Origin of the sequence: Streptomyces corynorhini (assembly GCF_003346515.1) — a bacterium.
GTDB lineage: Bacteria > Actinomycetota > Actinomycetes > Streptomycetales > Streptomycetaceae > Streptomyces > Streptomyces corynorhini.
The window spans coordinates 22,312-28,311 of the sequence record NZ_QQNA01000063.1; the positions used below are offsets into that span (position 1 = coordinate 22,312).

At 74.5% G+C, this 6,000-nt stretch carries 3 protein-coding genes; 2 read left to right on the forward strand and 1 reads right to left on the reverse strand.

Translation table 11 applies throughout. The annotated features are described in order from the left end of the window. Positions 1-14 precede the first annotated feature (14 nt). Together DVH02_RS10080 and DVH02_RS10085 are read left to right on the forward strand one after the other, a co-directional pair. Positions 15-1,316 (forward strand): glycosyltransferase, encoded by a 1,302-nt coding sequence (locus DVH02_RS10080; protein WP_114623427.1) that lies wholly within the window; start codon positions 15-17, stop codon positions 1,314-1,316. Then, the gene (locus DVH02_RS10085; RefSeq protein ID WP_233518134.1) at positions 1,313-2,581 is read left to right on the forward strand and encodes a cytochrome P450; all 1,269 of its coding nucleotides are present in this window, start codon (positions 1,313-1,315) and stop codon (positions 2,579-2,581) included. Before DVH02_RS10080 ends, DVH02_RS10085 begins: the two co-directional genes overlap by 4 nt. Positions 2,582-2,648: 67 nt before the next feature. Here the strand turns inward: DVH02_RS10085 and DVH02_RS36725 are convergent, their stop codons facing one another. After that, complete coding sequence (locus DVH02_RS36725) at positions 2,649-5,411, reverse strand: ATP-binding protein (protein WP_114623428.1); 2,763 nt, start codon at positions 5,409-5,411, stop codon at positions 2,649-2,651. Positions 5,412-6,000: the final 589 nt, after the last annotated feature.

Genomic DNA, 6,000 nt, shown 5'->3' on the forward strand with positions numbered 1-6,000 from the left:
CGACGTTGACACGCGTGTTGATCGCTACCACACCGGCACCGGGACACATCGTCAGCATGCTCGATGTCGCGCGTGAACTGGCCCGGCGCGGGCACGAGGTCCGCTGGTACACGGGCCGGGCCTTCCAGGAGCGGGTCGAACAGGCCGGGGCGTGCTTCGAACCGATGAGCGCCGGGCTCGACTTCGGCGGCAGGAGCAGGGAGGAGGCATTCCCCGGCCATGCCGGGCTGACCGGGATCGCCAGCTTCACGACCGGTGTCCGCGACATCTTCTACCGGACGGCGCCCGGACAGATGAGGGACCTGCTCGCGGTCCTCGACCGGTTCCCCGCCGACTGTCTGCTCGCCGACGACATGTGCTACGGCGCGTGCTTCGCCGCCGAGCGCACCGGGATCCCGCTGGCCTGGCTGAGCAACTCGGTCTACATCCTGGGCAGCAGGGACACCGCACCGCTCGGCCGCGGACTGGGACCCAGCTCCTCGCCGCCCGGCCGGCTGCGCAACGCGCTGCTCAGAGCCGTCGGGAACCACCTGGTGATGCGAGACCTGCGCCGCGAGGCCGACCGGACCCGGGCCCAGGTGGGACTGGAGCGGCTGCGGACGGACGCCATGGAGAACATCGCGCGCCCGCCCGCCCTCTACCTGGTCGGCACGGTGCCCTCCTTCGAGTTCCCGCGCGGCGACCTGCTCCCGGGAACCCACTTCGTGGGCGGCCTGTTCGGACTCCCCCCGGCGGACTTCGAGCCACCGGCCTGGTGGGCGGAGCTGCGCGGCGGGCGGCCGGTGGTGCTGGTCACCCAGGGCACCACCGCCAACGACGTCGACTGGCTGCTCGTCCCCACCGTGCGGGCCCTGGCCGACCAGGACGTCCTGGTGGTGGTCACCACCGGCGGCGACCTGGACGTCCACCGGCTGCGACCGCTGCCGGACAACGTACGGCTGGAGCGGTTCGTCCCGTACCACCATCTGCTGCCGCACGTGGACGCGATGGTGACCAACGGGGGCTACAACGGCGTCAACGCGGCCCTCGCCCACGGGGTGCCCCTGGTCGTCGCGCCCCGCTCGGAGGAGAACCCCGACGTGGCCGCGCGGGTCAAGTGGGCCGGGGCCGGAGTGGTCCTCGGCCGGCGGGCCGTGTCGGAGTCCCGGCTGCGCGGCGCGGTGACCACCGTACTGAACGACGAACGCTACCGGCGGCGCGCGGGCGCGCTCGCCGAGGAGCACCGGAGCCACGACGCCCCGCGACGTGCCGCCGAACTCATCGAATCCATGGCCGATTTCCAGGGCCAGATTCCCACCGGAGGAGTCACACGTTGAACGTCACGACGAACGCCACGGCAGAGAACGTCACGGCAGAGAACGCCACGGCGGCGACCGGCCTCGCGGAACCCCCCGAGACGACCATGCCGACGGACCCGGGGCCCTTCGACTGCATGCCGGATCTGCTGGCCGCCGCGCGGGTCGCGCCGGTCGTCCGGATCCCCTACCTCGGCCACCATGCCTGGGTCGTCTGCGACCCGGAGCTGGTGCGGGCCGCGCTCACCCACCCCCAGCTGGACAAGGACGTCTCCCTGGTCCCGCAGTGGATGCGCAGGCCGGGGCTGATGGTCGGATCGCAGCCGGACCCCGAGTACGCCCGCGCCATGATCATGAGCGACGGTGAACACCACGCGCGCATCCGGCGGATGCACGCCCCGGTGCTGAGCCCGCGCAACACCGAGAAATGGGGGGAGCGCGTCAGCGTCAAGGTCGACGGATTCCTCGACGAGCTGGAGCGCTCAGGAGCCGGGGAGTGCGCCGAGGTCAATGTGGTGACGGACTACACGCACCGGATCCCGCTGGCCTTCATCTCCGAGATGCTCGGCCTGCCGCCCGCGGCGGAGCGCCAACTGCGCGCCATCACCGACGTCATGCTCTACTCCTCCGACTACCCGGCCCGCACCGAGGCGGTCGGGGCGCTGTACGGGGCGGTCGAGGGCTGGGTGCGCGACCCGGCCCCGCTGCACGACGGCGTCATCACGGGCCTGCTCGCCTCCTCCGACGGGCCGGGCGCGGCGGTCACCGAGGGCGAGGTCATCGTCTGGACCCTGGGCATGATCATCACTGGTTACGAGACGACCGGGAGCCTGATCTCCGCGTCGCTGTACGAGGCGCTGCGGCGGCCGGTGGCGGAGCGGCCGGGTACCGAGGACGAGATCAAGGCGTGGGTCGAGGAGACCCTCCGGGTGCACCCGCCGTTCCCGCACCCCACCTGGCGCTTCGCCACCGCCGACCTCGACCTCGGCGGCTATCTCATCCCCAAGGGCTCCCCGGTGCAGGTCAGCATCGCGGCGGCCAACCGGAATCCGGGCGAGGAGGCCGACAGCTTCGCCGCCGAGCGGCAGGGGCACGGACATCTCACCTTCGGCCTCGGCATGCACTACTGCATCGGCGCCTCGCTGGTGCGGCTGGAGGCACAGATCGCGGTGCGCGGATTCCTGCGCCGCTTCCCGCGGGCCCGGCTGAGCACCGGTCGTGCCGTCGAGTGGGAGTCGGAGTGGATGATCCGCCGGATGAGCGTCCTGCCCGCCGTGCTGTCCTGACGACGCCGAGAGCGACGCCGAGGGCGACGCCGAGAGCGGCGGCGGGAGGGCGGCGGCCCTGCCCTGCCTACGCCGTGAACCGGGTCAGCGCCATCCGGGACCGGATCCCGAGCTTGCGGTAGATCTGCCGCAGATGGAATCCGACCGTATGCGGGGAGATGAACAGATGGTGCGCGGCCTGCTGGTTGGTCAGCCCTCCTGCCACCAGCTCCGCCACCTTCCGCTCGGTCTTGGTCAGGCTCTCCCAGCCGGAGTCCGGGCGCTTCGCGTGGGTCCAGTGGCGGCGCCGCACCCCGAGCCGGCGCAGCCGGGCCCGTACGCGCGCGGCGTCCCGCTCGCCGCCGAGCGCGCCGTAACCCGCCATCGCCCGGTCCAGCTCGGCGACGGCGGCCTCGTGGTCACCGCGGTCGAGCAGCAGACCGGCCCGGTCCTCGGCGACCGCGGCCCGCGCCCAGGGATTACGGTGCAGCCGGGCCGCCAGGACCAGCGCGTCCGGGTCCGATTCGGCGAGCGCGCGGGCGTGCGCGGCCGAGGCCAGCACCGAGGGAACCCGCTGGTTGCGCGCGCGGAGGTACTCCGTCGTATCGACCACCGCCGCGACGAGGTCCGGCCGCTCCGCCGCCAGCGCACAGCGCACGCACCAGGCGGCGGCGGCCGGATCCTCCAGGACGAGTTCGCGCAGCGCACCGGCGTCCGCCCCGATCTCCGCCAGCGTCCGCGCCGCCGCCCCCGCGCCCGCCCGCGCCTCGGCCACCCGCGCGTTCAGCAGCCGGCGCGCGGCCCACCAGGGGCTCGCGGCGTCCTGCGGGAAGTCCTTCTCCAGGGTTCTGAGATGGTCCTCGGCCCGGTCCGTCGCCCCCCTGCGCAGGGCGACGGAGGCCAGCACCAGCCACGCCTGCGGCGCGAGCATCGGCGGGTACGGGCCGTCCGCGCCCGTACCGTCCCGTACCGCCGCCTCGGCCTCGTCAGGACGTCCCTGGGCGAGATGCAGCGGCGCCAGGAGCAGGCCGGGTACGGCGGCGGCCAGGGTGCCCGGCTCCGAGGCGGCCGCGCGGGCGGCGCACCGGATCACCGACGCCGCCTCCTCGTACTCGTCGGTCCTGGTGAGCGCGAAGGCGAGGAACCAGCGCGGATCGAGGAGCTGCGCGCTCCCGCCCTCGCGGTCGAGCGCGACGGCGCCGCGCAGCGTCCCCACGGAGTCGCCCACCCGGCCCTCGCGCCACTCGCCGCACGCGCGGAAGGTCAACGCGCCGACGCGCACGGCCGACGGGTGCCGGTCGGGCGCGTCGAGGATCCGCCGCGCCCGCTCGTCGGCGGTGCTGTCGCCGGTCAGATAGGAGGCGGCGAGATGGGTGATCACCGCCTCGGGCGGCGGGGAGCCTCCCGCCGGTCCCGCGAGCGCCTCGTGCGCGGCCCGGCGCGCCGTCCTCGTCTCGCCGCGCAGCAGCAGCGCGGCGGCCATCGAGGCCCGCAGCGCCGCGAGGTCCCCGGCGAGCGCCGAAGGCGACGGCGCGGGGAGCCGCGTCGTCTCCTCGATCGTCTCTTCGGACAGGGCGACGGCCCGGTCCAGTTCGCCCGCCCGCGTGTACGCCTCGACCGCCGTCCTGGCGAGGCGTACCCGCTCCGGGCGGCCCGGGACCGCCAGCTCCCGGCCGCGGACCGCCAGCCACGCGGCGGTCGACGGATCGGCCGCCAGCAGCCGCCCGGCGCCCTCGGCGATGACGCGCAGCGCCTCCACGTTGCCGGTCCGCGCGACGTGCACCAGCTGGAGCGCGGCGCGCTCGATGCCGTCGGGCCGCGCCAGCAGTATCCGCGCGGCCTGCCGCCGCAGCAGCACGCACACCGGGGGCGGTACGGAGTCCAGCAGCACCCGCCTGACCGGCTCGCTGCGGAACGCGATGTCGTGCTCGCCGCAGACCAGCAGCCCCCGGCAGACGGCCTCGTCCACGGCCGCCAGCAGGCCCACCGGCGCTACGCCCAGCATCGCCGACAGATCCTCCGGCGCGAACGGCGAGCCGAGCACCGCCGCCAGCCTGAGCGCCTTCATGGTCGGCGCGGAGAGCGACCGGAGATCCTTCTGGATCAGCGCGGCGAAGCGCTTCGGCACCGGCGCGGGCACACCACCGCCCGGCGCGGCGGGGACGCCGCCGGGCGGCCCCGGCCGCAGCCGTGACGTCCCGTCGGCCACACCTATGTCACCGTCCTCCACCAGCCCGCGCACCAGCTCGATCACCGCACGCGGCGTGCCGTTGACGCTCTCCGCCAGGGCGAGGAGCGCCGGTGCGGGCACCGCTCCCGCGTGGTCGGCGACCAACTGCGCCAGCGCGTCGCCCGCGAGCGGACCCAGCTCCCGTACCGGCTCCACCGGAATGCGGCCCCGTAGCCTGCCGAGACAGCTCTTGACCGGCCCGCACGCCGCGGCGTCCCCGTCCGGGGAGAAGGCCAGCAGCCAGAGGACCGGCCGCCCGCCGAGAGCCACCACGAGATCGCACAGGGCCGTCAGCGCGGCGGAGTCGGCCAGATGCAGATCGTCGAGCGCGACGACGGCGCGGATGTCCTCCGCGTCGTCGCGCAGCCACGCCCGCGCCGCCTCGATCGTGGCCGACGCGCTCGGGTGGTGGAATCGCTCCTCGACGACCGCGAAGCCGTTGCGGCCGGCGAGCGAGACGGCCTCCGCGAGCAGCCGGGTCTTGCCCGAGCCGGGCGCCGCCTCCACCACAAGGACCTTGCTCCGCCGGGTACTTGCCACGGTGCGCAGGTTCGCGGTCAGCTGCGCCAGCTGCTGTTCGCGCCCGCGCACCTGCGGCAGCGGTGGTACATGAGGACCCATGAGGCTCCATATCGCGATGTCGAGGGGCGCGGCACGACTACCCTGCTACTCCTCGAACTCGCGCGACTCCATGGAGTAACACATTCCAGGCTGGCACGGCTACCGCCCGGAAACCACCCCGTACAACAGGTCGCGCCACGGCGCTAGCAGCACAGTCGTCGCGGCCCGCACCTCCATACGCCCCCCGGAACACGTACGGAGGGCACGCTCGGCCGCAACTCCGGCCGGGAGCAGGCGAGCTGCGCGCCGAGGCGACGGTGGTGGCGCACGCCGCCGTATGGTCGAATTCGACGATGACGACGAACATCGCGGCGGAAGCGGAGGAAACCGCGCCGGACCGGGCCGAGCCGGACCGGATCGCGCCGAACGGGACCGCGGCTGTCCGGACCGCGCCGGACGGGACCGCGCCGGACCGGATCGCGCCGAACGGGACCGCGCTTGACCCGGTCGCGCACCTCCGGACCACCGGTCCCCGGGCAGCCCGGCCATCGGCCAGGTCGGCCCGGTCTGCCAGGTCGGCCCGCCCGGGTGGCGCCCGGTGAGCGCCCGGCCCGACGATCCAGCCTCCGTCCCCGCCTCCGTCCCCGCC